The 22,405-nt window shown below is 42.2% G+C and carries 18 protein-coding genes; 10 read left to right on the forward strand and 8 right to left on the reverse strand.

All coding sequences use genetic code 11. The features are described from left to right. Positions 1 to 236 precede the first annotated feature (236 nt). Positions 237 to 479 carry a helix-turn-helix transcriptional regulator gene (locus E7413_01650; protein MBE7018574.1) on the reverse strand — a complete coding sequence of 81 codons (243 nt, stop codon included), beginning with the start codon at positions 477 to 479 and terminating at the stop codon, positions 237 to 239. 246 nt (positions 480 to 725) lie between these two features. Here E7413_01650 and E7413_01655 point away from each other — a divergent pair, with 246 nt between their 5' ends. Both E7413_01655 and E7413_01660 read left to right on the forward strand, forming a co-directional pair. Continuing rightward, positions 726 to 2,006, forward strand: a complete 1,281-nt coding sequence (locus E7413_01655) for a copper amine oxidase N-terminal domain-containing protein (protein MBE7018575.1) — start codon at positions 726 to 728, stop codon at positions 2,004 to 2,006. A 120-nt stretch (positions 2,007 to 2,126) separates the two neighbouring features. Beyond that, the gene (locus tag E7413_01660; protein MBE7018576.1) at positions 2,127 to 4,571 is read left to right on the forward strand and encodes a hypothetical protein; all 2,445 of its coding nucleotides are present in this window, start codon (positions 2,127 to 2,129) and stop codon (positions 4,569 to 4,571) included. A 107-nt stretch (positions 4,572 to 4,678) separates the two neighbouring features. On the opposite strand, the gene recA is transcribed toward E7413_01660, so the two are convergent. Both recA and E7413_01670 read right to left on the reverse strand, forming a co-directional pair. Further along, entirely contained in the window at positions 4,679 to 5,680 is a 1,002-nt protein-coding gene (recA, locus tag E7413_01665) for a recombinase RecA (protein MBE7018577.1), read from the reverse strand. A gap of 120 nt (positions 5,681 to 5,800) precedes the next feature. Further along, positions 5,801 to 7,060, reverse strand: a complete 1,260-nt coding sequence (locus E7413_01670) for a competence/damage-inducible protein A (GenBank protein ID MBE7018578.1) — start codon at positions 7,058 to 7,060, stop codon at positions 5,801 to 5,803. A gap of 219 nt (positions 7,061 to 7,279) precedes the next feature. Here E7413_01670 and E7413_01675 point away from each other — a divergent pair, with 219 nt between their 5' ends. From E7413_01675 to leuB, 5 genes are all read left to right on the forward strand, one after another. Continuing rightward, positions 7,280 to 8,842, forward strand: coding sequence for a sodium/proline symporter (locus E7413_01675; GenBank protein MBE7018579.1), 1,563 nt, complete (start codon positions 7,280 to 7,282; stop codon positions 8,840 to 8,842). Positions 8,843 to 9,223: 381 nt separating this feature from the next. After that, positions 9,224 to 10,726: a 2-isopropylmalate synthase gene (locus E7413_01680; GenBank protein MBE7018580.1), complete on the forward strand. Its 1,503-nt coding sequence runs from the start codon at positions 9,224 to 9,226 to the stop codon at positions 10,724 to 10,726. A 19-nt stretch (positions 10,727 to 10,745) separates the two neighbouring features. After that, positions 10,746 to 11,996, forward strand: a complete 1,251-nt coding sequence (gene leuC, locus E7413_01685; GenBank protein MBE7018581.1) for a 3-isopropylmalate dehydratase large subunit — start codon at positions 10,746 to 10,748, stop codon at positions 11,994 to 11,996. 12 nt (positions 11,997 to 12,008) lie between these two features. Next, positions 12,009 to 12,485, forward strand: coding sequence for a 3-isopropylmalate dehydratase small subunit (gene leuD / locus E7413_01690; GenBank protein MBE7018582.1), 477 nt, complete (start codon positions 12,009 to 12,011; stop codon positions 12,483 to 12,485). Positions 12,486 to 12,497: 12 nt separating this feature from the next. After that, complete coding sequence (leuB, locus tag E7413_01695; protein ID MBE7018583.1) at positions 12,498 to 13,553, forward strand: 3-isopropylmalate dehydrogenase; 1,056 nt, start codon at positions 12,498 to 12,500, stop codon at positions 13,551 to 13,553. 230 nt (positions 13,554 to 13,783) lie between these two features. Here leuB and E7413_01700 read toward each other — a convergent pair whose 3' ends face one another. From E7413_01700 to E7413_01720, 5 genes are all read right to left on the reverse strand, one after another. Further along, positions 13,784 to 15,574 (reverse strand): hypothetical protein, encoded by a 1,791-nt coding sequence (locus E7413_01700; GenBank protein ID MBE7018584.1) that lies wholly within the window; start codon positions 15,572 to 15,574, stop codon positions 13,784 to 13,786. 12 nt (positions 15,575 to 15,586) lie between these two features. Continuing rightward, positions 15,587 to 16,117 carry a hypothetical protein gene (locus E7413_01705; GenBank protein ID MBE7018585.1) on the reverse strand — a complete coding sequence of 177 codons (531 nt, stop codon included), beginning with the start codon at positions 16,115 to 16,117 and terminating at the stop codon, positions 15,587 to 15,589. A gap of 15 nt (positions 16,118 to 16,132) precedes the next feature. Then, positions 16,133 to 16,528, reverse strand: a complete 396-nt coding sequence (locus E7413_01710) for a hypothetical protein (protein MBE7018586.1) — start codon at positions 16,526 to 16,528, stop codon at positions 16,133 to 16,135. A 221-nt stretch (positions 16,529 to 16,749) separates the two neighbouring features. Continuing rightward, positions 16,750 to 17,895 carry a phage major capsid protein gene (locus E7413_01715; GenBank protein ID MBE7018587.1) on the reverse strand — a complete coding sequence of 382 codons (1,146 nt, stop codon included), beginning with the start codon at positions 17,893 to 17,895 and terminating at the stop codon, positions 16,750 to 16,752. An 87-nt stretch (positions 17,896 to 17,982) separates the two neighbouring features. Continuing rightward, positions 17,983 to 18,513: a hypothetical protein gene (locus E7413_01720; GenBank protein ID MBE7018588.1), complete on the reverse strand. Its 531-nt coding sequence runs from the start codon at positions 18,511 to 18,513 to the stop codon at positions 17,983 to 17,985. Positions 18,514 to 18,922: 409 nt separating this feature from the next. On the opposite strand from E7413_01720, the gene serC reads away from it, so the two are divergent. From serC to E7413_01735, 3 genes are all read left to right on the forward strand, one after another. After that, complete coding sequence (gene serC, locus E7413_01725) at positions 18,923 to 20,005, forward strand: 3-phosphoserine/phosphohydroxythreonine transaminase (protein MBE7018589.1); 1,083 nt, start codon at positions 18,923 to 18,925, stop codon at positions 20,003 to 20,005. A gap of 16 nt (positions 20,006 to 20,021) precedes the next feature. After that, complete coding sequence (locus E7413_01730) at positions 20,022 to 21,176, forward strand: 3-phosphoglycerate dehydrogenase (protein MBE7018590.1); 1,155 nt, start codon at positions 20,022 to 20,024, stop codon at positions 21,174 to 21,176. A 304-nt stretch (positions 21,177 to 21,480) separates the two neighbouring features. Beyond that, on the forward strand, positions 21,481 to 22,374 hold the full coding sequence (locus E7413_01735) for a copper amine oxidase N-terminal domain-containing protein (GenBank protein MBE7018591.1): 894 nt from the start codon (positions 21,481 to 21,483) through the stop codon (positions 22,372 to 22,374). Positions 22,375 to 22,405 lie beyond the last annotated feature (31 nt).

Here is a 22,405-nt window from a genome sequence, read left to right on the forward strand (position 1 = left end):
TAAATCCTCCAAATATGTTCTTTTGACTGGCAGGTCATTACCATTGTAACATATTTGGAGGATTTTTTCTCACCGGTTAACCTTTATCGAACCACGCGACTATCGCGTGGTTTTCGTTATACAAAAAAAGGTTACTGCAAATGCAGTAACCTTTTTTTATTGTGAATACAACAAGGTTCCGGGGCACCCGACCGCAATCTTTGATTGCGTCATCGGGTCGGGTTCTTATTTTCGGTTTATTGAATTTCCTGCTCCGGTTTCTGAAAATCCTCGGTATCAAAAAACTCAGCTAACGTAACGTCTAATCCGTCACATAAAATTTTTAGGGTAACAATCCCGAGATTCCGACTTTTTCCGTACAATATATTTATAATCGTAGAAGGAGCAACGCCGGATTCCGATGCTAATTTGTTGATAGTCATACGCTTTTCTTCACACAAATGCAAAATTCTGTTTTTGACGGTTGTATAAGTATCCACGCTTTTCCCCCTGTATTATCACATACTTATATTATAACCGATTCTTCTTGGCAAAACAGGCTATATATGATTCAATGTAGGCTATAAATAGACTTTCGGGATATCTGCCTTAAAAAATTAGTGGAAAAATGTGACTACCAAAATTTATTTTAATTATTTCCCAAAAATGGAACTTATTTGTATCAGGCAAGTCTAAGAAAGTAATTGAATATCCAATAAAAATCTAAAAAAGAGAGGATTATCACAATGAAAAAAAGAATGTCGAGCTTACTCATCGCACTCATGTTACTCTGCACCGCGCTGTCTACCCTATCGCTTCCGGTCAGTGCAACAGACCAAGTTGTCTATCCCACATTGAATTCTACCGATGAATACTACATCTATAACTACGAAGGAGAAGATGTATTAATCAATTTTGCATCCGCATATCAGGATGAAAATGAATCGGTTCAGTGGTACAAAAAATACGGTGATCACTCTCTTTATATAAAAAGTGTGGAAAGCATCTATGAGCCTGACGATGGACTGATCTACACAGACGGTATATATACCCTCAAAGAAGGGGATATTGAACAATCTTCCAATTGGGAAAAATTATCAAACATTGATACTACAGCAGGTCAATTACAATACAATATCGGTAGTCTTCCCAACGGTCACCATATTGTCCTGGTAACCTCTTACCTGGGAGACTATCCTCTCCAAATTGTTGCAAAATGCAACATTTTGATTGTAGACAAAGGATCTGATATTAACGGTGGATATATCAACACTACCGAGGAATATAACCTTTACTACACTTCCCAAGAAGATGCAGTCATCAACTTTGCAAATTCCTATGATGATGAAGGCAACGAAACCAAATGGTGGAGAGATAACAGCCGACATGGTCTTTTAATCAAACAGGTTCCCTCTTTTGATAACCATGGTGATGCTCTGTATAAAAACGGAAACACTTATCATATCACGGAACCTTCCTGCGATGAAGAATATGCTCCGGGCTGGACCTCTGTATTAGAAGAAGGTATGCAAGTAGGTCAATTGCAATACAATTTCGGAAAATTACCGGCAGGCAACTATATTGTTTTAGTGCAAAATCATATGTATTGGCAATTCCCCTGGATTGTTGCAAAATTCAATATCACCGTATCTGACCCTGTAAAAGTGATGGTGAATGGTGAATCTGTAAATTTTGATGTACAGCCCAGAATTATCAACGGTAGAACCATGGTTCCCATCCGTGCAATTTTTGAATCATTAGGCGCAACGGTTGAATGGGATGCCGAACAGCAAAGAGTGTATGCAAGCAAACGGTATGTACCTACCAATGGCATTGTAAGCACTGAATTTGTAATTGGCAGAAGCTATATGTTAACTTCTTTTGGCAATTCCCAGCAAAAAGAGCTGGATACTCCTCCTATGATTATCAACGGCAGAACATTGGTTCCTGCAAGAGCCGCTGCCGAAGCATTTGACTACAACGTAGAATGGGATGAAGCAACCAGAACCGTATATATTTACGAATAAAATAACAAAGAGAGGATTACCACAATGCAAAAAAGAATTTTTAGCTTTACATTAATACTATCAATAGTATTATCCCTCTGTAGCTTTAATGCTTACGCAAAAGCACCGGGTGTTCAAACAATGATTCCGATCAATGTTACGGACACATCGGCAGTATTAAGAGGATACGTGACATCTAACAGCGGTATAAAAATTAAGGAATATGGATTTAAATTCGTAGACAACTATAATGTTTCCAAAAAGAAAATGACCACTGCAGAACACGGTCATCCGATTAATGATGAAATCATTCAATATACACAAACAGGGTTAAAAGCCGGAACAAGATATGATTATCATTTCTATGCAATCAATGAAAACGGCGAAGAAACCACCGGACCTGCAATACAATTTACAACAGCACCGGCAAAAAACACCTCGAGCGGCACAGCACCTACCGTCAGTGGCAACAGAGCACCTACTCTCAGCGACACCAAAAAGCCAAATATAGACGATTTTGACTGTTCTGAAGGCCCAACTTCACACCCAACATTTGACGAAGGTACCAAAGTTGAATTTTATGCAATAGCTTCCGACAACGATGAAATCGATGAAATGGTATTATACATTGATGGAAAAGAAGTAGAAAGAGAATGGGACGATGATATTTCGTACGAAACAAGTTCTTTAACAGCGGGCGAACATATCATCAAAGTTACAGTTACCGATGTTTCCGGCAACAAAAGAGAAGAAACTATGACGGTTACCGTGATCGGAACATGGGATGAGGAGGATTCTGATGATATCACTCTCCCCACCCAAGGCGGTGGATTTACCAACACTCCCCAGCAGGGTAACGGAACCACCAATCCGGATGGTTCTTGGGGTAATACCAAAGATGAAGAAGTTGTTGAATCCCATACACACATTCCAACAGATTACTACCAAACAACAAAATATGAAATTATCAGCGGTGATGATACCTATCATCGGTTAGTCCCCTACTATAACACTGAATGCGCTACCTGTTACGAAACTTTGAAAACAAATGTAAGAGGTGAAAGCACCAAAGAAAAACATGTTTTCTACTATAACGAATGCGGAGTTTGCGGTTACGAGAAAGAAGAAATCGTCGTTGCTACCCCTGCTCCCACACCCAAAAATGAAACAAGCATCAGCGATTTTCACGAAAAAGCATACAATAATGCATCTTCCTATGGCGGTATTAAAGTGTATGTAAACGGCAGCAAATTATATTTTGATGTGGAACCCGAAATCAAAAACGGACGAACCATGGTTCCCCTGCGTGCAATTTTTGAAGCTTTAGGTGCAGAAGTTGAATGGGATGGTGCAACCAGCACCGTATACGCTTACCGTGGCAATGAAAGCGTAGAACTGACCATTGGCAGCTACTATTTATATACCTCTTCCGGTGTAACAACTTTAGACCAACCCGGATATATTACCAACGGCAGAACCTTAGTTCCCGTTCGTGCCATTTCTGAAGCATTTAACTGTGATGTACAGTGGTATCAGGAAAAACAGTTGGTTTCCATTGTGGCAAAAGACAGAGAATACCAAACCGATGTTTCTAATGACAGTCTAGGTGCAGAACAATACCTTCCTAATGAAAGCCACGGTACTTCTTCTGACAACCAAAAATATAACAAAATCAGCAAATATCCAACCCCCTTAATTACCTATACATTGTATGATGGTTCAGATGGGTATACTGTTCCTATGTACACATCCTGCAGCGAAAACAGCAACAAAGTTGCAAACAATATCGCTGCACTTGAATGCAAAATTCTTGAATTTTATGACAATGGCTGGTGTAAGGTGACTTGTGCTTCAGGAACAGGCTATGTACAAATATATAGATTTATTCAAAATTACGATACAAATAAAGCCGTTTCTCCTTACACAAAAGACATAGCAATCAACGGTACCATCAAGGTAAATATTAGAGAGGGAGTACCTAGTGAAAATTGGTCTGTATCAATATCCGGTGGCGACAGTCCTTTAACAGTGGTAGCCGATGACGGAAACGCTCATCAGATTATATACTACGTTCCAAAATATAACACATATAAAATGGGTTGGGTTGAACACAGGATTTTTGAATATTCAATAGACAATTCCGGAAACACACAGACTGCAACAGGAACTGTTGCAGAAATGCTCGCTTTTGCGAAGTCTTTAATAGACAATCCAAACAATAGCTATGTAAGTGGTGGGGCAGGAGAAAGCAACGGTAAAAACGGGCAAAAATTTGATTGTTCAGGCTTCACACAATACGTGTTCAAACAATTTGGAATTGATTTACCAAAATATTCTGGGGATCAAGCTTCTGCTGCAACAAAGGTTCCCAACACTCAAGTAGTTAATGGAACAATAACTAACATTCAACCTGGAGATATACTGTTTTCAAACAATGGTGAATCTAACCATGTTGTAATATATGCAGGAAATAATACATATTATCATGCGGCTAATCCAACTGGAGGATTGAAAGTAGGAAAATTCTATCCTGAATATCTAAATAATGAATTTATCAGTGCGCACAGATATGAATTTAAACGATAAGACATTTAATGTATAATCCGATAGTCACAAGCTTGCAAATACAAAAAAAGATGAACGAAATTCGTTCATCTTTTTTTGTATGATAGAAACAATCCTAAATTCAAACTTTAATCGTCCCAGCCGTCGCGGATTTTTTCTTCAATTTCCTTGGCAAGTTCGGGATTATCTTTTAAGTACATGCGGGCGTTTTCTCTGCCCTGACCTAAGCGCATTTCGCCGTAGTTATACCAGGCACCGCTTTTTTCCACGATGCCGGCTTCTACACCTAAGTCGAGTAACATGCCGTTTTTGGAAATACCTTCGCCGTATAAAATGTCAAATTCTGCATCTTTAAAGGGCGGTGCTACTTTGTTTTTTACCACTTTTACTTTTACCTTGTTTCCGATAATTTCGGTACCGTTTTTTAACGCTTCGGAACGGCGCACATCCAGTCTCATAGAAGAATAGAATTTGAGCGCTCGTCCACCGGTGGTGGTTTCGGGATTGCCGAACATTACGCCCACTTTTTCACGCAGCTGATTGATAAAAATGGTGGTGGTTTTGGTTTTATTGATGACGCTGGTTAATTTACGGAGCGCCTGAGACATCAGTCTTGCCTGAAGTCCCACATGGGAATCCCCCATGTCTCCTTCAATTTCCTGACGGGGTACCAACGCCGCAACAGAGTCGATAACAATGACATCCAAAGCGTTGCTTCGAACCAGTGCTTCGGTAATTTCCAATGCCTGTTCCCCGGTATCAGGCTGAGAAATCAGCAGAGAATCAATATCCACACCCAGTCTTTTTGCATAGATGGGATCTAGGGCATGTTCCGCATCAATAAACGCAGCTTCTCCGCCGTTTTTCTGAGCTTCGGCAATAATGGTCAGAGCAACTGTGGTTTTCCCGGAACTTTCGGGACCATAAATTTCAATCACACGTCCTCTGGGAACACCGCCCACACCTGTGGCACGGTCCAAGGTCATAATCCCCGTGGGAATGACATCCACATCCATGGAAAGATTTTCTCCAAGACGCATAACAGTGCCCTTCCCGAATTGTTTATCTAACTGCGCCATAGCAGCCGCTAAAGCTTTCTGGCGGTCTTCTTTGCGTTTATCCAACTCCATATCCATATTCTCCATTTCATCCTTCTCTACAGGTTTTTCAATATTTCTACCCACATTATAGCAAAAAAAATCGAAAAGTCAATAGATTTTGACAAAAAATCGAACAAATGTTCTATTTTTTTATTCTTCTTGTGCAGAAACAATTAAATTTTTGGATGCTTTTAATGCCAGATGCAGGGCATTTTTTACGGATAACTGACGAATTTTATCGCGGTTCCCCATCAATTGGAACCGATGAGCCTCAGTTGCTTTGCTGGTGGAAACACCGATATATACCAATCCAACCGGTTTTTCTTCGGTTCCGCCACCGGGTCCTGCAATTCCTGTAACCGAAACAGCGATATCGGCTTGTAAACGATTGCGAATTCCTTCTGCCATTTCGCAGGCCGTTTCAGGGGAAACGGCACCGTGTTTTGCCAAAGTTTCTTCCAAAACACCGCAAAGTGCCATTTTCAGTTCATTGGAATAAGTCACCACACCGCCCAGATACGGTTTGGAAGAACCGGGCACCGCTGTAACGGTTTGTCCAATCATACCGCCGGTGCAGGATTCTGCAGTCACCAAGGTGTGTCCGTTTTCAATCAAAGTATGCACCAAAACTTCCTCTAAGGGATGATTTCCCTCTGCATAAATATATTGGCCTGCTTTTTGATCGATAATTTGTATCAAATTTTCAGTAAGCTCCTCCGCTTCTTCTTTTGTCTTTCCTTTGGCGGTAATTTTTAAATGCACTTCACCTGTTTTGGCATAAGGTGCCAAAATAAGATTGTCCTCTGCTTTCATTTCTTCACGAAGAAGCTCTGCCAGATTGGATTCTCCGATGCCAATAAAGCGCAAAGTGGTTTCCACGATTTCTTCTTCTTTTAATCCATCTAAGAAAGTAAGCATTTCTGCGGTTTGCATAATCGCCTGCACTTCAGCAGGTGGACCGGGAAGCATCACAACGGTACCTTCCTTGGTTTCGGTGATACAGGCAGGTGCTGTACCGTTGGGATTCTGAATAATCTGAGCACCTTTAGGGAAATCGCACTGACTTAAATTACTGGGAATCATTTCCCGTCCCATTCGCTCAAAATAAGATTTTAATACGGTTACTGAATATTCATCCCGAACAAGTTCTCTGTCTAACGCTTCTGCCACCGATTTTTTGGTAATATCATCATAGGTGGGTCCAAGTCCACCGGTGGTGAAGACTAAATCTGCACATTTTAGCGCACGTTTTACAGCTTTTTTAATATCTTTTTTCGTGTCTTCCACCGCAATATGCATTACGGTGCGGATTCCGTAAGGCTTTAGGAGATTGGCTAAGGTAGCCGCATTGGTATTCACAATATCACCGGAAACCACTTCGTTTCCCACAGCAATGATACAACATTTCATACGTCAAGTGTCATCCTTTCCTAAAATGTATATTCTTACTTTAGATTATAGCTTATTTTCATAAAAAATACAAGATATTCTTATAAATTTTCATAATGGGCAGAATAAAATCGGTTTCTTACTTGACTTATTCCCTCTTTTATATTATAATGGAAAGGAAATTTCCGTTTTGTGGAAACTGTTTTTTTGTTTTCACAAAACCAAAAAGGAGAGATAAGAATTATGACAGGAGAAGTATTAGCATTTATCTTGTACTTTGTTGCTATGCTTGGAATCGGTTTTTGGTTCTTTATGAAAAGCAAAAGCAACAGTGAAAAAGATTATTTTTTAGGCGGTCGTGAAATGGGCCCCTGGGTTACTGCCATGAGTGCTCAGGCATCCGATATGAGTGCGTGGCTCTTAATGGGTCTGCCCGGCAGTATTTTAGCATTTGGTTTAGGTCAGGCTTGGATCGGCATCGGTCTTGCCATCGGTACTGCTTTAAACTGGATTATTGTTGCAAAGAGACTGAGAAAATTCTCAGAAGCATCCGGAGATGCTATCACCGTGCCTCAGTACTTAACCAACCGTTTTGCAGCAAAAGGCGCTTCCTTAAAAATCGTTTGCGCAATTGTATTTTTAATCAGCTTCACCATTTACGTTGCATCTGCATTCTCTGCAGGTACTTCCGTATTTACCACCCTGTTCCCTGAATTAGATCCTACCGTGGCAATGATTATTTTTGCCGCAATTATTTTAGTATACACCTTCTTAGGTGGCTTTAAAGCTGTTTGTTGGACCGACTTCTTCCAGGGAATTTTAATGCTGGTTGCGCTGTTGGCTGTGCCGATTATCATTGTAGCCACTCAGAATTTAGACCCGGCTAAATTGACCACTGTATATACTTATGTGGAAAAAGGTGAAACCGTAACCTGCACCTTTGTTCCCAATCTGTTCACTGCCAGCTGGAAAGAAATTGTATCCGGTTTGGCTTGGGGCTTAGGATACTTCGGTATGCCTCATATTATCGTAAGATTTATGTCCATTAAAAAGCCCAGCATGGTGAAAAAATCCGCGATTGTTGCAATTATCTGGGTTGTAATTACTTTATTAGCAGCCATCTTAATTGCATACTTCGGCAGAATGATGCTGGCTGACACACTCTTACCCGCAGGTAATCAGAAGCTGGTATTTATTCAGCTGGCAAGAATTCTCTTCCCCGGCTTTATCGCAGGTATTTTATTGGCAGCAATTATCGCAGCTTCTATGTCCACTGCAGACTCTCAGTTGCTGGTTGCTTCCTCTTCCTTCACCTCTGATATTTACAAACCTTTAATCAGAAAAAATGCTTCTGATAAAGAACTCTTATGGGTTGGCAGAATCGTAGTTGTAATTGTTGCCGTAGTAGCATTCTTCATCGCAAATGACGGCGGTACCGGTGCTCAGGCAATTATGAACATGGTTGAAAACGCTTGGGGCTTATTCGGAGCTGCATTCGGACCGGTAATTCTTTTATCCCTGTTCTGGAAACGTTTCACCTACAAAGGGGCAGTTGCGGGTATCATTGCAGGTTCCGTTGTGGATATCGGTTGGCTTCTGTTAGGCGAAGTAACAATTGTGTTCGACAAGATGGTTGGCGGCGGAACCTGGGTATTCAACTTTAATGATATTTATGAAATCCTGCCCGGCTTTATCGCTTGTGCAATTGTGGCAGTTGTTGTTTCCCTCATCGATCAGAAACCTTCTCAGGAAGTGTTGGCAATCTATGATAAGGCGACTGCAAAAGACTTCGGCGAACAATAAGAGTTCTATTACGGTTTGATACTCCATATAGAAAGGCATAGGGTTTTTCCTGTGCCTTTTTGTTATCGTGAAAGCCTATCAAAAAAGAAGGATTCCTAAAAAAATTCCAAAAATTCCTTGACAAACTTTTTTCTTTGTGCTATCATAAGGAAAATTCTGTTAGAAAACGGAGACTATCATAATGATGCAGTTTATGGCAAACTTATTAGGTTTATTATGCATTACCTTATTGTTATGTGGCGGTAATGCTGTTTGTCGTGCAACCAAGTGATACCTCTTTTTCCCATAGTTTCAAAAAGAGCCTGCTGTTGTACGATGTACAGCGTCAGGCTTTTTCTTTTTGAAGCAATTAAAATTTTCTAAAATAAAGGAGTGTGAAGTATGGCAAAAACGATCAAAATTTTTGATACCACCCTGCGGGATGGAGAACAGTCTCCCGGCTGCAGTATGAACTTAACCGAGAAAATTGAGGTGGCAAAACAGTTAGAACTTTTGAATGTGGATATCATCGAAGCAGGATTTGCCATTGCATCCCCTATGGACTTTGAATCGGTAAAAACAATTGCCGAAACAGTGAAAAACGCTACCGTTGCCAGTTTGGCACGAGCAACCTGCAAAGATATTGATGCGGCATACGAAGCGGTGAAGGGTGCTGTGAATCCCCGAATTCATACCTTTTTGGCAACCTCTCCCATTCATATGCAGTATAAACTGAAAATGAGTGAAGACGAAGTCATCGCCAGAGTCAAGGAAATGGTGTCTTATGCCAAAAAATATTGTTCCGACGTGGAATTTTCTGCGGAAGATGCTTCCCGCAGCGATAAAGACTTTTTGGCACGGGTAATGGAGACAGCCATTGCTGCAGGGGCAACCACCGTTAACATTCCCGACACGGTTGGTTATTCCACTCCTTTGGAATTTGCATCTTATATTACTTATTTAAAAGAGCACGTTTCCAATATTGACAAAGCAGATATCTCTGTTCACTGTCACAATGATTTAGGAATGGCTGTTGCCAATTCCTTAGCCGCTGTAAGAGCAGGGGCTACCCAAGTGGAATGTACTGTAAACGGTATCGGTGAACGGGCGGGTAACACCTCTTTGGAAGAAGTTGCCATGGCAATCAAAACCCGTGGAGATTACTACGATGCCGTAACCAACATCAACACCCGCCAGATATACAGAAGCTCTAAATTGATTTCTGCCATTACCGGCGTCAGCATCCCGCCCAATAAAGCAATTACCGGTGCAAATGCCTTTGCACACGAATCAGGTATTCACCAACACGGAATGCTCAAAAACCGTTCCACCTACGAAATTATGACTCCCGAATCCATCGGCAAACCTGCGGAACAAATGGTTTTGGGAAAACATTCCGGCAGACACGCCTTTGAAGAACGGTTAGAAATTTTAGGATATCGGTTAACTAAGGAAGAGTTAGACCGCTCTTTTGAACATTTCAAAGTATTGGCAGATAAGAAAAAATCTATCACGGACCGTGATATTGAAGCACTGCTTGCCAATAAAAAAGTGCAAATTCACGAAACCTACACCTTGGAGCGTTTTGTGATTAACTCCGGAAATACCATAACCTCCACCGCTATGATTAAGGTAAAATCCGGGGACGACTTTATCGAAAAAGTTGCCACCGGAGATGGTCCCATTGATGCGGCATTTAAAACCATCAATCAGATTACGGAACGTAACTTTGTACTTCGTGACTACGTGATTCACGCCGTAACCGAAGGAGAAGATGCATTGGGAGAAGCAGTAGTCAAGCTGAATTTAGACGGCAAAAAAGCTACAGGCCGTGCTATCAGCACAGACATTGTGGAAGCAAGTATCAAAGCATACTTAAACGGTGTGAACAAGCTGATTGTATAAGAAAGCGAGGGCTTAACTGATGGGTATGACAATGACTGAAAAAATCCTGGCACACCATGCGGGACTTTCCTCGGTGTCGGCAGGGCAACTAATTATGGCAAAGCTGGATATGGTGCTTGCTAACGACATCACCGCACCCGTTGCCATCCGTGAATTTGAAAAAGCAGGGTTAAGTTCTGTGTTTGACAAAGATAAAATTGCATTGGTGATGGATCATTTTTGTCCCAACAAAGATATCAAAGCGGCAGAGCAGGCTGTCATCAGCCGCAATTTTGCAAAAAAACACAACATCACCCATTTTTACGATGTGGGGCAGATGGGCATTGAACATGCTCTACTCCCCGAAAAAGGATTGGTAAAAGCAGGTGATGTGGTGATTGGTGCCGATTCCCATACTTGCACTTACGGTGCCTTAAATGCCTTCTCTACAGGAGTTGGCTCCACCGATATGGCGGCAGGAATGGCAAAAGGGGAAGCCTGGTTCAAGGTGCCTCAAGCCATCAAAGTAACCTTACTGGGAAAACTCCCCCCCTATGTAACAGGAAAAGATGTCATCTTGCATCTGATTGGTACCATCGGTGTGGACGGTGCATTATATCAATCTTTAGAATTTATGGGAGACGGGGTAAAAAATCTGTCTATGGACGACCGTCTTTGCATTTGTAATATGGCAATTGAAGCGGGGGCTAAAAACGGTATTTTCATATTTGATGAAATTACCGAAGCATATTTAAAAGATAAAGCTTCCTCCTATACCACCTACGAACCCGATGCGGATGCCGAGTATGTGCAAGAAATTGAGATAGATTTATCCACGCTCAAACCGACTGTGGCATTTCCTCATCTTCCCGAAAACACTCACACACCAAAGGATTTCGGCGAAGTAAAAATTGATCAGGTGGTGATCGGTTCCTGCACCAACGGGCGATTATCCGATCTGGCGCAGGCTTATGAAATATTAAAGGGCAACACAGTGCATCCCGACGTGCGTTGCATCATCATCCCTGCAACCCAGAAAATTTATTTAGAAGCAATGGAAAAAGGCTATATTCAAGCATTTATCGAAGCAGGTGCCGTGGTTTCCACACCAACCTGCGGACCGTGTTTAGGCGGTCATATGGGCATTTTGGCGGCAGGAGAACGTGCTGTTGCCACCACCAACCGTAACTTTGTGGGCAGAATGGGACATCCTACCTCCGAAGTGTATCTGGCAAGTCCCTATGTAGCAGCACAAAGTGCAGTGGACGGTATGTTAAGCTGTCCGAAATAAGGAGTGTTTTTTATGATTACAGGTAACGTACATATTTACGGCGACAATGTGGATACCGATGTTATCATCCCTGCAAGATACTTAAATACCTCGGATCCCCAAGATTTAAAAATGCACTGTATGGAAGATATTGATCAAGATTTCATCACCAAAGTGCAGGCAGGCGACGTGATGATTGCAGGCAAAAATTTTGGGTGCGGTTCCTCCAGAGAACACGCTCCCATTGCCATCAAAGCAAGCGGAATCTCTTTGGTGGTTGCCAAAAGCTTTGCCAGAATTTTCTATCGCAATGCCATCAATATCGGTCTTCCCATTGTGGAGTGTGCCGAAGCGGTGGATGAAATTGAAGTCGGTGACAACATCAGCTGCGATTTAGCAAATGGTGTTTTAACCGTGGAAAATAAAAACAAAACCTTCCAAATTGAACCCTTCCCCAAGGAAATTCAGGCAATTATTGAAAAAGGCGGACTGCTTGCCAGCTTGTTATAAGGAGAATCTCAAATGAATTATAAAATAGCGGTCATCAAAGGAGACGGTATCGGCCCCGAAGTGGTGACACAGGCACAAAAAGTGCTTACTAAAATCGGGGAGGTCTATGGACACAGCTTTCATTTTACCGATTTACTGATGGGTGGTATCGCTTATGACACCACAGGAAATCCCCTGCCCAAGGAAACCGTGGATATTTGCAAACAGTCAGATGCAGTATTGCTAGGTGCGGTGGGCGGTCCTAAATGGGATAATCTGCCTGCCCAAAGCAGACCTGAAACGGGATTACTTAGCATTCGTAAGGCTTTAAATCTCTATGCCAACATCCGACCTGCAGTGTTATTTCCTGCCTTAAAGGAAGCTTCTCCCTTAAAAGATGATTTAGTCAAAGACGGTATCAACATTTATGTGGTTCGTGAATTAACAGGCGGTATCTATTTCGGAGAACGCGGCAAAACGGATAACACCGCTTATGACACTGAATGTTACAGCACAGAAGAAATCAGAAGAATTGCACACGTGGCATTTATGGCGGCACAAAAACGAAAGAAACACGTCACCAGCATTGATAAAGCCAACGTGCTGGAAAGCTCCCGTCTATGGCGGGAAGTGGTCCACGAAGTGGCAAAAGAGTATCCCGATGTAACCATCAGCGATATGCTGGTGGACAATGCGGCAATGCAACTGGTGAAAAATCCCCGTCAGTTTGATGTGGTGCTGGCAAACAATATGTTTGGTGATATTTTATCCGATGAAGCGGCACAAATTACAGGTTCCATTGGAATTCTTCCCTCTTCTTCCCGTGGAGACGGAACGTTTGGATTATATGAACCAATCCATGGCTCTGCTCCCGATATTGCAGGAAAAGACCTGGCAAACCCCATTGCTACCATTTTGTCGGTTGCAATGATGTTGCGGGATTCCTTCTCGTTGGAGCAGGAAGCGAAAGCGGTGGAAGATGCGGTAGACACTGTGTTAAATCAAGGACTTCGTACCGCTGATTTAGGTGGACAATCCCCCATCACCTGCAGTGAAATGGGTGATGCCATTGTGAACGCAATCCAATAAATCATAACCTTAAAAAAGACGGAATTCCAATGAATTCCGTCTTTTTTTTTACTCATACAGTGCTTCCTTAATCCGTTCTTCAAATCTTTTGATCACAAAACTCCCGCGTGCTTTGGGAGGTTTTTTTGTATCTTCGTTTTTGTGATGTTCCCGTAATATCCAACATAGTTTTTTTAGCTCACAATACTGCAAAAACAACACGGTAATCAAACATAAAAATAATAATATCATCACTTATCACGTTCCTTTTTCAATTTTAAACAGATATGATAAATCTGAAGCGGCAACACCTCTTCGGAATTGGTGGTACCGAAAATATCTAAGTAAAACAAATGACCTGTTACCTGCCAGGGTAACACAGTTTCTGAAAAAGCACTGTCACGGTAACGGTATTGCCAGGACGTTTTTCCGTAGGATAAGTGATTGCTGTGAGAAAGCGTTCCTTCCTTTTCTTCTCTCTCCGAAGACAGCTTGATATGGCAATCCGCAGGATGAGATAACGATTTGGTGACCAGAGCCAGCTCTTCCGAACGGGCAAGTTCTGTGGCATCCACAGCTCCGAAAATGGGAATTTTTGCAGAATAGGAAATGGGAATCTGAGAATCGGTAACAGGGTCATAATCGGTAAATACACGATCTGAAAAAACGGTAACATACTTTCCTGCCCCCATTAAAATTTCGCCGTCATAGCTTTGTGTCATACATTGGCAAGTAAGTCCACGGTAACAAAGAAATGCACCCGTAGTAAAATGATACAGATACATCGTATCATCAATCACAAAGTAATAAATACCGTTTCGGTAAAAAGCGAAGGCTTTTTCCTTGGGCACAGGGAGAGCAATCTTCTCTTTCGATAAGAATTTATATAAAGAACTGGAAGGTGAATACAGCATCTGCACCGTCAGCATGGATGCAGAAAAGCTGACCAGTCCGCTGTCTGATAAAAAACTGACACTTCCGGGAGTGGTGCAGATTGTTTCTCCGTAACGGGTACCGTCAGGAACGCTTAAGAGGGACCATTGTCCGTCTTCTGTGGGGTCGGAACCCACATAATGGCTCCAACCGTGTTCATAAGCAACCACCACCGATTTTTCCACCACCGAAAGACCGGTAATTTTTCCCAAATTCAAATGGGGATATAACACATTCTGGGGAAGATAGGTGTGCCAGTCGTTGGGCTCACTGATAAACAGTGCATTGGGATAATCAGGATGTCCTGCCGCAAAATATCGCATAGATGCAGGATGCCATACCATATAGGGACATTTAAATCCCGGATTTTCAGACGGTTTTTCCGAAAGTTGATGGCCAAACACATCGTGCAAAGACACGCTATGATACCGTTCAAAATAAGGACTGTCGTGATAGAGTGTTTTCAGATCCAGTTGAATTTCCTGGGTAAACTTATACCGCAAGTACAACAAGTCTCCCTCTGCTCCCAACAAAACAAATTGGTCGCTTGTTAACAACTCCTGAATGTTTTGGGAAGTTGCATTGGTATGCGCCTTGACATAATAGAGCGTTTTGGAATCTTCATCCCAAATGTTCTTCCCGAATAAGTCGGCAGGAAAATCTCCAGCAGTGGAATAATCTTCCTCCAACCGTTCCAATACCAGGAACCCTTCCCAGGGATGCACCACGGGAATCTCCCCATCCACACGGCGATAAATCGGTTTTAATAAAAAAGGAAAGTGATCCATAAAAAAGGCAAAGCCATCCATCGTGGAAAGTGCCTGAAATGTTTGGTTGCTCATCACCAGATTACACGAAGCACCTCCCACCACCATTTCTACTGTTTTTCCGCATTGCACAAATAAAATTTCGTGTCCTTTTTCGCTTAATGCTTTATGAATTGCAGTTACTTCTCCTGCGAAGGGGCCGTATTTTTTTACCGTTCCTGCCCGAAGGGTTAACCCTCCCCGGTCCACATCAAAGTTACAAAGCTCCAACGCTTCATCTTTTTTCAATAAATAGGGAGATTTCTGATTCACAATCCCCCCGCTAAAATCATAAAAGTTCACTTTCTTTCCTCCCTATCTCCAGGTTGGTGTGGGTAAGGGGGCAGATGGTTTTTTAAGACGTCCTTTAAGACTTTTATGAATGGCGGCACAGTTATCATAAAATTCTTCAATCAAACGGTCTGCCAGGCGGTTTGTAGGGTCATCCATACGAAGCACAGAAAACGCCACGTATTTACATAATTCCGAATCGTACTCGGGAGCAGACGGAATCTGCTCTCCCTCTGCCACCATCCCCTGAGGTGCACTGTAATAATAAACCTGATATTCTCCCTCACGGTTTAAGTAGAGCCCTTCTTCATCCAGTCGGTAATCACCGTACAGCTGTTTATTGCGGTAAATTTTATAAATTCCCCGATGAGCCGGCATAGGATAGGGGTCTTTATCTGCCTGCCATAACACACGCAGACACTTAATGGGACAGGCGGTGGGATATCTTGCAATCAGGAGCCTGATCCCCTCATTTAAAAATCTGTTTGCCAATGGGGTATCCACCGGTTTTCCGATTAAAACGGATGCCACATCGGTTACTTCCTGTAAGGTCATCGTATTCCTCCTTCCTTACAAAAAACGGGTGGTAAACGCCCCGTTGTCCAAACATTCTTTATCCGAGTGTCTACCCAGATAAGTGACGGTTTCTTTCAGCTTTTGGGTTGCTTCTTCGGGGATAGCATTTTTTTGATTTGAAATTTTTCGGTTATGCTCCTCCATCTCGGCAAGTAATTTTTCCGCATTACAGATACGGGTTTTTTGTACCAGATGAAGGGTTCTTTCATCCAGTTCGCTGTAAGGAACCGTCAGACAATAGGTGTTATGCAGTTGTCCCCTATGATGAATTTCAAACTTTTTTGCATCGTGATTGCGGAGAACAAAATAGCCCGAATCAATCTCCCGAAGACGCTCAGGAATCAAAAAAACATTGGTCACAACAGGCGTTTTATAAATTTTTTTGTTCATAAATTCCTCTTTTTAAAAAGGGGTTGTTTAAAAAGCAATTGCACTTTTTAAACAACCCCATTTTTTTGGGGAGAGAGGGAAAAGGCTTCAGAATCCACAAACTGAACCAAATCTCTGCTTTGGGTTACCCGAAGCCGTACAAAAAAGATACGGCGAGTGGTGAAGTTTATGGATAGCGAAAGCTTGTTTTTGCGATCTGAAGTCTTTTAACCTCCCCTGAATTATGCAGTAATTCCGCTGAGTCTTGCCTGACCGCCCGGATGGTCACACATCAGCTCGCCGTATTTGGCTAACACTGCAGTCCATGCAGGTTTTCCGGCAATCTGTTTTAAGATTTTGCCATCATCATCCAGCCAATCCCAGTCGGATAAGGTATGCATTGCGAAAGACTTGGAGTTTAACAAGTCCATAGTGCCGTCAGGACAATGACGGTCTGCCACAATGGGAATACCGCCAAAGGAAATCGCCTGGAACCCGCCTTCTAAAGTCATGGGGTCGATGTTTCTTCTGGTTAATTCCAGATAAGAAAGATAGCTTCTTCTCACATCGTAGGAACAGGAAATATAGTCTACCTTGCTGCCGGTATGTTCCTCTAAATAGTCAATAGCAGTCTGAATTTTCAAATCGGAAATTTCGCCGGTATTTTCATTCATATAGGGGAGCATCCAGTAGTTTTCGCTACGGTTCACGCCGTATAAGGGCTGAGTAGTGTCAGAATTGAAAATAGCGCCCAGACCGGTCAGTTCTTTGCCGTAGGAATTCTGCACGGTGATTTTATCTCCTGACGATGCGGTTACCGCACTGTCTAACACAATGATTTTTTCTGCTCGGTTAATCGCGGTAATACGTTTTGCCGAGGTGGTAGAAGAACCGATGATATCAATAATCATACCCTCGATTAAATATTTCACACAGTCCACCTGAATCTGATTGCCCTCTGCTTCCACCACGGTAGCAATCACACCGGTACCGTCGGTAAATAACGCTCTGGAATAATTGAATTTTGCCGCTTCCAAAATACCCTGCATTTCCTGGGTCAGTAAGTCCACAAAGGAATTGGTGTTTAAGCGGGATGCTTTCATCGCTTTATCGGAAATTTCAATCACACCATACATGTCTTTGGTGGTAGTCTCAAAATGAGTGTACTGGTTGGAACCTGCTTTGGGAAGGTTACCGGCATCGGAGGAGAATCCGAATCCGCCGTTTAACGCATAGGGAGCAAGTCTTACCACTTTATGACCGATGATGTTTTTAGAGGTTGTAACAATTTTGTTGTAAAAGGGGTTGGTCGTAGTGTTTAATTGGTTTCTTAAAACGTCCAGATAATAGCTTTTTAAAGCAACATCCGCTGTGTTGGTAGTAATCATAATCAAAAAGTCCTTTCTTTGCCGTTTCTTTTTGTTTTAAAATCCTATGAAAATATTAACCTGACAAATAAGAAACGGCTATTACGCTTAGTTTTTTACCATCTGAAGAAACATTTCGCCTGCTTCTTCAAAGGTTTTCGGCTGTTTGCCCGGAGTGGTACAAAACTCACCGCCTTGTCCGCATATTAACGCCGGGGGCATCTGAGACAAGCTGTTTGCATATTCACGGTAGGCATGAGGCAATGTGGTCAGCGCCCTTTTTGCCATCATAAAAGCAGACTGATGGTCTAAAGACAACAATTCCGGATTTTCTTCCAGATAAGAGATAAAGTCGTATGCCCGATCAGCTAAGCCGTGCTCTTGTAAGAAGCCTTCCAGGTCGCTCTGAAAAACTGCTTCCTCGCTTGGGACAGAGGCTTCCCTTAAGAGTTCACGTGCCTCTTTTAATTCTTCTCTGGTCTGGGAGATAAATCGCTCGCTTTCGCGATATGCTTTTTCCAGCTCGGAATAGTCTTTGAATTTGCCGAGAATTAAGGGGATATTTTCCCCGTTCTCTGTAGGATTGGTCACAACTTGGGGAATTTCTTCCCCAATCAAATCGTTGGGATTATCAATCATTTTCCGATTCCTTCCTTTCGCTTGTTTTCCTGCTTTTTTTGGGAAAAGCAGGGATTCGGAATACCGTTATGATTACCACTTCCGGGACTTTTTCGGCTTCCGTCTTACTCAGTATGCACCAAACGTTTTAAATCTGCAAGTTCATCTTTTTCTTCCGATTTGATTCAAGTTTTTTCATTCCCCAATTTGATGAAAGCGAAGAATTTCCGCAAACAAGGACTTCCGGACAACTTTTTCAGGATAAAAAAACACAGAAATTCCAAGAAATTTAATTGACAACCTGAAAAAAAAGGTGTATAATGTTATCGGTATACTTATATGCGATTGTTGATAATGAAACAATCCATTTCCGGTGCCCCGATCCACCGGAATTTTAAAAGACAGAAATATGAGATGGGAGACAGACATTATGAAAAGAGTTTATAATTTCAGTGCAGGCCCCTCCGCCCTGCCTGAAGAAGTGTTAAAAAAAGCAGCAGATGAAATGCTGGACATGGGCGGTGCAGGTATGTCCGTAATGGAAATGAGCCACCGTTCCAAAGACTATCAGGCAATTATTGACCGTGCGGAAGAATTATTCCGTGAGCTGATGGGTATTCCTGAAGACTATGCAGTTTTATTCCTGCAGGGCGGCGCATCCTCACAGTTTGCCATGATTCCCTTGAACTTAATGAACAAAAACGGCAAAGGGGACTATGTGATCACCGGTCAGTGGGCAAAGAAAGCATATCAGGAAGGCGCACACTACGGCGACGCTTATCAAGTGGCATCCTCTGCAGATAAAACCTTTTCCTATATTCCCAAATTAGATAAATCCATGTTCCGTCCCGATGCGGATTTCGTACATATCACCTTAAACAACACCATCTACGGCACCAAGTTTAATGAGCTGCCCGATGTTGGTGATGTTCCCTTGATTGCAGATATTTCTTCCTGCATCTTATCCGAAAAACTGGACGTTACCAAATTCGGTATGCTCTATGCAGGTGCGCAGAAAAACATTGGTCCTGCAGGTCTTACGGTTGTGATTATCAGAAAAGACTTAATCGGTAACGCCAAAGATATCTGCCCCATTATGTTTAATTACCAGACTCACCTGGATTCCGGTTCTATGTATAACACTCCCCCCACCTATGCAATTTACATCTGTAAATTGGTGCTGGAATGGTTAAAAGACTTGGGCGGCGTGGAAAAAATTCAGGAGCTGAACTACAAAAAAGCAAAAATCTTGTATGATTATTTAGATTCTTCCGATTTCTTCACCGGCACTGTGGTAAAAGAAGACCGTTCCATTATGAACGTGCCTTTCCTCTCTCCCTCCGATGAACTGAACAAAAAATTCATTGCGGAAGCAAAAGAAGCAGGCTTTGTAAACTTAGCAGGTCACAGAAGTGTTGGCGGTATGCGTGCAAGTATCTATAATGCAATGCCTGTGGAAGGTGTGCAGGCACTGGTTGACTTTATGAAGAAATTCGAAGCAGAAAACAAATAGAAAGGTGGCAAACGTGATGAAAATCGCTACTTTAAATAAAATTTCCGATATCGGCTTAAACGAATTAAAACCCGCTTACGAAATCAGCGATGATTTAAGCGGTGCAGCCGGTATTTTAGTAAGAAGTGCAGCAATGCACGAAATGGAGTTTGGTAAAGAACTCCACGCAATTGCAAGAGCAGGTGCAGGGGTAAACAACATTCCCATCGACCGTTGTTCCGACGAAGGGATCGTGGTGTTCAACACTCCCGGTGCCAATGCAAATGCAGTAAAAGAACTGGTCATTGCAGGTCTTTTAATGTCCTCCCGTGACTTAATCGGCGGGAATGCCTGGGCAAAAACCTTGACCGAAGATGTGGCAAAAGCCGTAGAAAAAGGAAAAGGTATGTTTGCAGGCTGCGAAATTGCAGGTAAAACGCTGGGTGTTATCGGCTTAGGTGCCATCGGTGCTAAAGTGGCAAACACTGCACTGGATTTGGGAATGAAAGTAATCGGTTATGACCCCTTTATTTCCATTGATGGTGCTTGGAGAATCTCCAAAAACGTTGTGCACGCTACTGATTTAAAACAGATTTATGAAAACTGTGATTATATCACCATTCACGTTCCCTTAACTCCCGATACCAAAGGCTTTATCAACAATGAAACCATCAGCCAGATGAAACAGGGCGTGGTAATCTTAAACTATTCCAGAGCAGGTCTGGTAGCAGATGATGGCATCAAAGCAGGTCTCTCCAGCGGAAAAGTTCGTCGCTATGTAACTGACTTCCCCGACGGTGATATTGCAACCTATCCGGGCGTGATTGCATTCCCCCACTTAGGTGCATCCACCGAAGAATCCGAAGAAAACTGTGCTTATATGGCTGCCATTCAGCTGAAGGATTACTTAGAAAACGGTATTATCAAAAATTCCGTAAATTATCCCGAAATGATTTGTCCCAGAATTCCCGATCAGAAACGTGTGGTAGTGCTTCACAAAAACATTCCTGCAATGCTCTCTCAGATTTCCGGCGAATTCTCCAAATTATCGATGAATATTGATAATTTGCAGAACCGTTCCAAAAAGGAATACGCTTGCACGGTGTTAGACGTTGCCGGTGATATTCCTGCAGATACCGAAACTGCATTGAAGGCGATTGATGGAGTGATCCGCGTTCGCATTTTGGACTAATAACGGTTTGATAAAAGGCGCAGAATCAATCAATCTCACCACTCGCCGTACACTCGGTACGGCTTCGGGCGCTGTCAAAGCAGAGCTTTGATTCGATTTCTTAATTCTGCATCCTTTTCTCTGCACCTTAGTTTATAGGAAAATATAATTAGTTTATAGAAAAACAGTTGTCTGATTGGACAACTGTTTTTCTATGGAAAAGTGTTTACAAGAGATTATAATTATGCTATAATGAGTACGGAATAAACACTCTGTCAATGAGTGTTCCTCACTTCATATTCTAATAAGGAAAGGAAAGAATTTTATGAAGAAGAAACTTTTAGGCTTATTTTTGATGTTCGCTATTATGAGCAGCATTTTTCCCATTTCAAATTTGGTTTATGCTCAAAACGATGCAATGATAGCAGCATACAAAAGCGTTCTTTGGGACCATGGAACAACAGATTCGTATGCATTATATGATATCGACAAAGATAATTCTCCGGAATTGCTTGTGCAATCAGAATATGGTTTTCAATTATATGTATATACCTTTAAAAACGGAACTGTTATTTATTTACCGGGCTCTGTAGACGCCTACGGTGATGAATACTATTATGAATATCCCTATGGAAACGGGTTCCTTGCACATGGCGGCGGCATGGGAACATACCACCTTGAATACGTTGTGAGATATGAAGTTCAAAACGATCAAATAGTAGGCACAGACACAATTACAGATTCCGCTTCCCACACATTTGCACAAATGCAGGATACCTTAGCGCAATATCAGAAAATTGTTTTTAAAGATGCCACAGATTTATCCTTATTTGACCAATTAAGCGGCGTTAAAGTTGTATTAAATGGCGAAAATCTGGCATTTGATCAGCCTCCTGTTATCATCAACGACAGAACTATGGTTCCCATGAGAAAAATCTTTGAAACTTTAGGTGCCGACGTGGAATGGGATGCGTCTACTCAAACCGTAACAGCCACCAAAGGTAATATCGTGGTAACTGTTACCATCGGCAGCGATTATTTATCTGTAACGGATAACAATTATAGTTCTATGATTTCATTGGATTCTCCTGCTGTGCTGGTAAACAATCGTACCCTGGTACCCGTAAGGGCAGTATCGGAAGCATTCGATGCAACCGTATCTTGGGATGCAAACGAACGAACAGTATATATTACAACAACCGATGCAAATAATTGGTAAGTGGCAAGAATAACAATCAAAATCTCCCATC

This window comes from Oscillospiraceae bacterium (genome assembly GCA_015068645.1).
Classification (GTDB): domain Bacteria; phylum Bacillota; class Clostridia; order UMGS1840; family UMGS1840; genus SIG452.

What these genes read in the sequence shown, in the direction of transcription:
- E7413_01655 (MBE7018575.1), top strand. Translation starts at nt 726, where the DNA reads ATGAAAAAAAGAATGTCGAGCTTACTCATCGCACTCATGTTACTCTGC.
- E7413_01660 (MBE7018576.1), top strand. Translation starts at nt 2,127, where the DNA reads ATGATTCCGATCAATGTTACGGACACATCGGCAGTATTAAGAGGATAC.
- recA (MBE7018577.1), bottom strand. Translation starts at nt 5,680, where the DNA reads ATGGAGTTGGATAAACGCAAAGAAGACCGCCAGAAAGCTTTAGCGGCT.
- E7413_01670 (MBE7018578.1), bottom strand. Translation starts at nt 7,060, where the DNA reads ATGAAATGTTGTATCATTGCTGTGGGAAACGAAGTGGTTTCCGGTGAT.
- E7413_01680 (MBE7018580.1), top strand. Translation starts at nt 9,224, where the DNA reads ATGGCAAAAACGATCAAAATTTTTGATACCACCCTGCGGGATGGAGAA.
- leuC (MBE7018581.1), top strand. Translation starts at nt 10,746, where the DNA reads ATGGGTATGACAATGACTGAAAAAATCCTGGCACACCATGCGGGACTT.
- leuD (MBE7018582.1), top strand. Translation starts at nt 12,009, where the DNA reads ATGATTACAGGTAACGTACATATTTACGGCGACAATGTGGATACCGAT.
- leuB (MBE7018583.1), top strand. Translation starts at nt 12,498, where the DNA reads ATGAATTATAAAATAGCGGTCATCAAAGGAGACGGTATCGGCCCCGAA.
- E7413_01705 (MBE7018585.1), bottom strand. Translation starts at nt 16,117, where the DNA reads ATGACCTTACAGGAAGTAACCGATGTGGCATCCGTTTTAATCGGAAAA.
- E7413_01710 (MBE7018586.1), bottom strand. Translation starts at nt 16,528, where the DNA reads ATGAACAAAAAAATTTATAAAACGCCTGTTGTGACCAATGTTTTTTTG.
- E7413_01715 (MBE7018587.1), bottom strand. Translation starts at nt 17,895, where the DNA reads ATGATTACTACCAACACAGCGGATGTTGCTTTAAAAAGCTATTATCTG.
- E7413_01720 (MBE7018588.1), bottom strand. Translation starts at nt 18,513, where the DNA reads ATGATTGATAATCCCAACGATTTGATTGGGGAAGAAATTCCCCAAGTT.
- serC (MBE7018589.1), top strand. Translation starts at nt 18,923, where the DNA reads ATGAAAAGAGTTTATAATTTCAGTGCAGGCCCCTCCGCCCTGCCTGAA.
- E7413_01730 (MBE7018590.1), top strand. Translation starts at nt 20,022, where the DNA reads ATGAAAATCGCTACTTTAAATAAAATTTCCGATATCGGCTTAAACGAA.
- E7413_01735 (MBE7018591.1), top strand. Translation starts at nt 21,481, where the DNA reads ATGAAGAAGAAACTTTTAGGCTTATTTTTGATGTTCGCTATTATGAGC.